Origin of the sequence: Streptomyces griseorubiginosus (assembly GCF_017614965.1) — a bacterium.
Taxonomy (GTDB): Bacteria; Actinomycetota; Actinomycetes; order Streptomycetales; family Streptomycetaceae; genus Streptomyces; species Streptomyces griseorubiginosus_B.
This window is the reverse complement of sequence record NZ_WVUG01000511.1, coordinates 1-3,435: the sequence shown is the minus strand read 5'-3', so window position 1 is coordinate 3,435 and position 3,435 is coordinate 1. Positions and strand designations below refer to the sequence as shown.

Genomic DNA, 3,435 nt, shown 5'->3' with positions numbered 1-3,435 from the left:
GCCCCGACCACCGCGTCCGAGGTGTTCTCGGCGACCGACTCCACCACGGCCCGGGCGATCCCGTCCGCGTCCAGCGCCTGCGGATCCCGCCCGCACAGATGAGGCAACCGCTCCCGGGCACCCTCGACGTCACCCGCCCGCAGGGCCCGCCCGATGACCCGCGCCTCGCGCGCGAGCGAGCTGCCGCCGACAACCGCCCAGGTGGCGGCGGCGGTCAGCGCCACGGAAGCGGTACGGGACGGACGTACGGCCTTCTCCGCCACGGCGCCCAGCGCCACGGCACCCCCGACGCACAGGGCGGTGTGCAGCGTCCCCCACCCGCGGTGGTCCCGCCACAGCACCCGTTCCACGGCACCCGCGGCCCGTCCGAAAGCGGCGACCGGGTGCCCCCGGCGCGGATCGCCGAGCAGCTGGTCGCCGAGGAGGCCGGCGGCGGCGCCGTACGCGAAGACGCGACCGGCACGCATCGGCTCAGCCGGCCGTGGGGCCGGGCAGCGACCCGGGGCCCTTCGGAAGGATTCCGGTCCTGTACCTCAAACGGCAGGCGAGCATGGCTGTATGTCCTCACTCAGGGTGTCCGCGCCCTGGTTCGACGAGACCGGCGGTGGGAGTTCCTGGCTCCCGGGGCTACCTACCCCGGTGACAGTGGCGGGACCGCGCCGGACTCGCACCGGCTTCCTCCCTTGCCGCCGTACATGGCTCCGGCAGTCCACCACGCCCCTGGAAGACCCGTCAACTTGCCGTTGACCTGCGCCGGGAGAGTGTGCTGAGGCCCACATGCCAGGGGTCGCCGTGGTCACGGAAACGCGAGGTGCCGGGACGGATCACCGTCCCGGCACCAACAGGAGGTCAGGGCTCAGCCCTTGGCCATGATCAGGTTGATTCCGTACGCCACCGCAGCCGCGCACCCCGCGAAGGCCACGTACGCTCCGGCCGTCGCGAGGGCCGCCGAGCCGCCCTGCGCGGTGGCCCGCTCGCGGTGCGACAGGCCCATGACGCCGAGGGTGAACAGGGCCACGAGGCCCACGGTGACCGCGAGGCTGACACCGAAGACGGAGCCCAGGGCCGACCAGTCGATCTTCATGCTGCTGATTCCTTCGTTACCGGGTGGCCGGGGCTCAGACGGCGGCCGGCGGAGCCGCCGGTTCCGTGGTGGTGACCGGCGCGGGGATCGTGGCCGTCAGACCCTCCGTCACCGCGCCCGGGGGAGGAGGGGTGACGGCGGCGATCGCCGTGGTGACGACGCCGGCCGGCTCCTCGGTCTCGTTGACGTTCGACGCGTCGACGACCTCGCGGCGCGAGACCTTCCAGATCGCGGCGCTCGCGGCGACGAGGAAGACGGCGACGACGGCGGTGCCCCAGTCCCCGAGGTCCGTCACGGACTCCGCGCCCGCGCCGACCAGGGCGGCGGCCGGCAGCGTCAGGACCCACGCGACCAGCATCCGGGTCGCGGTGGACCAGCGCACCACCCCGCCCTTGCGGCCGAGGCCCGCGCCCATCACCGAACCGGAGACGACGTGCGTGGTGGAGAGGGAGAAACCGAGGTGCGAGGAGGCCAGGATGGCCGTGGCAGCGCTGGTCTGGGCGGCGAAGCCCTGCCGCGGCTGAAGCTCGGTCAGACCCTTGCCCATCGTGCGGATGATGCGCCAGCCGCCGATGTAGGTGCCGAGCGCGATGGCCAGACCCGCGGAGAGGATGACCCAGGTGGGCGGGTCGGAGTCGGGGGCGACGGCGCCGCCGGCGACCAGGGCGAGGGTGATGATGCCCATCGTCTTCTGCGCGTCGTTGGTGCCGTGGGCCAGCGAGACCAGGCCGGCCGAGGCGATCTGCCCGGCGCGGTAGCCCTTCTCGGCCGCCTTGCCGTCGGCCTTGCGGTCGAGGGCGTAGGAGAAGCGGGTCGCGAGCATCGCGGCGAGCCCGGCGACGACCGGGGCGGCGAGCGCCGGCAGCAGCACCTTGGTGACGAGCACGTCGCCGTGGACCGCGCCGAAGCCGGCCGAGGCGACGGTGGCGCCGATCAGACCGCCCATCAGGGCATGCGAGGAACTGGAGGGCAGGCCCACCAGCCAGGTCACCAGGTTCCAGAGGATCGCGCCGACCAGGGCGGCGAAGATGACCTCGGGACGGATGCCGTTCTCATCGACGAGACCCTTGGAGATCGTGTTCGCGACCTCCACGGAGAGGAAGGCGCCAACAAGGTTGAGCGCGGCGGACATGGCCACCGCGACCTTGGGCTTGAGTGCGCCGGTCGAGATGGTGGTGGCCATCGCGTTGGCGGTGTCGTGGAAACCGTTCGTGAAATCGAACGCGAGTGCGGTGATCACCACAATCGCGAGGATCAGCGAGAAGTTTTCCATTTACCCAGGCAATCGTTCGAAGTCATCGGTCGGTTGACCGTAGGAAACCTGGGTGAACGGAAGATGAACTGAGATGGGCGCCAGGGTGTCGCGATCGGTAGTCCCGAGCGAACTCGGGTATCGGCCGACCTGCGCCTGCGATGATCGCGGCATGGGTGAACAGCAGCGGGACGGGCACAGCGGACGGGGAGAGCGGGGCGCGCTCCCCGAGGAGGCGCGGGCCTGGGAGGAGCTCGTGGCAACGGCCCGCCGCACCGTCGCCGACGGCCTGGTCGTCGGCACATCGGGCAACGTCTCGGCGCGTGTCGGCGACACCGTGCTGGTCACGCCCTCGGGCGTCCCCTACGACCGCCTCGCACCGGACGACATCACCGGCGTCGACCTCGACGGCCGGCAGGTCCTCGGCACCCTGGTCCCGACGAGCGAGCTGCCGATGCATCTCGCCGTATACCGTTCGACCGGCGCCCGGGCGGTCGTCCACACCCACGCCGTCCACGCGACGGCGGTCTCCACCCTCGTCCCCGAGCTCCCGACGATCCACTACATGACCGCGGCCCTGGGCGGCCCCGTCCGAGTCGCCCCGTACGCGACGTACGGCACCCACGAGTTGGCCGAGAACATGCTCCGCGCCCTCGCCGACCGCACCGCCTGCCTCCTGCAGAACCACGGCACCGTCGCCCACGGCACGAGCCTGTCCCAGGCCTACGACCGCACGGCCCAGCTGGAGTGGATGTGCCGCCTGTGGCTCACCGCCTCCTCGGTGCCGGGCATGTCCCCGCACCTGCTCTCCCTCGCCCAGGTCGAGGAGGTGGGCGAAAAGCTGCGGGGGTACGGGCAGCAGAGGTGACGTCACGGGGTACCGGGGTGGGGTGAGCACACCACACCGCCGCCGACGGACGGCATCACCCCGCTTCCCCCTTCCGCTGGCCGGGCACCCGGACCGCCAGGACACTGGACGGGTGCGCACTGTCAAAGCGACGGCCGCCGCCGTCACCGTAGCCCTGGCCGCCGGCGCGGCCTCCGTGGCCGCAGGCCGGTTCGCCAGCGACGCCGCGCTCAAGGCGCCGCCCGGCCGCCC

4 protein-coding genes and 1 riboswitch are annotated in these 3,435 nt (G+C 72.4%); of the genes, 1 reads left to right on the top strand and 3 read right to left on the bottom strand.

The window, feature by feature from the left end:
* From GRC12_RS42865 to GRC12_RS42855, 3 genes are all read right to left on the bottom strand, one after another.
* Positions 1-467 (bottom strand): cobalamin biosynthesis protein (locus GRC12_RS42865; RefSeq protein ID WP_208785851.1); only part of this gene is annotated, 467 nt, incomplete at its 3' end.
* 122 nt (positions 468-589) lie between these two features.
* Positions 590-729: riboswitch (cobalamin riboswitch) on the bottom strand.
* A gap of 127 nt (positions 730-856) precedes the next feature.
* On the bottom strand, positions 857-1,084 hold the full coding sequence (locus tag GRC12_RS42860) for a hypothetical protein (protein ID WP_133048219.1): 228 nt from the start codon (positions 1,082-1,084) through the stop codon (positions 857-859).
* A 34-nt stretch (positions 1,085-1,118) separates the two neighbouring features.
* On the bottom strand, positions 1,119-2,357 hold the full coding sequence (locus GRC12_RS42855) for an inorganic phosphate transporter (protein ID WP_208785850.1): 1,239 nt from the start codon (positions 2,355-2,357) through the stop codon (positions 1,119-1,121).
* 151 nt (positions 2,358-2,508) lie between these two features.
* Between GRC12_RS42855 and GRC12_RS42850 the strand changes: the two genes are divergently transcribed.
* Positions 2,509-3,204, top strand: a complete 696-nt coding sequence (locus tag GRC12_RS42850; RefSeq protein WP_208785849.1) for a class II aldolase/adducin family protein — start codon at positions 2,509-2,511, stop codon at positions 3,202-3,204.
* Positions 3,205-3,435: the final 231 nt, after the last annotated feature.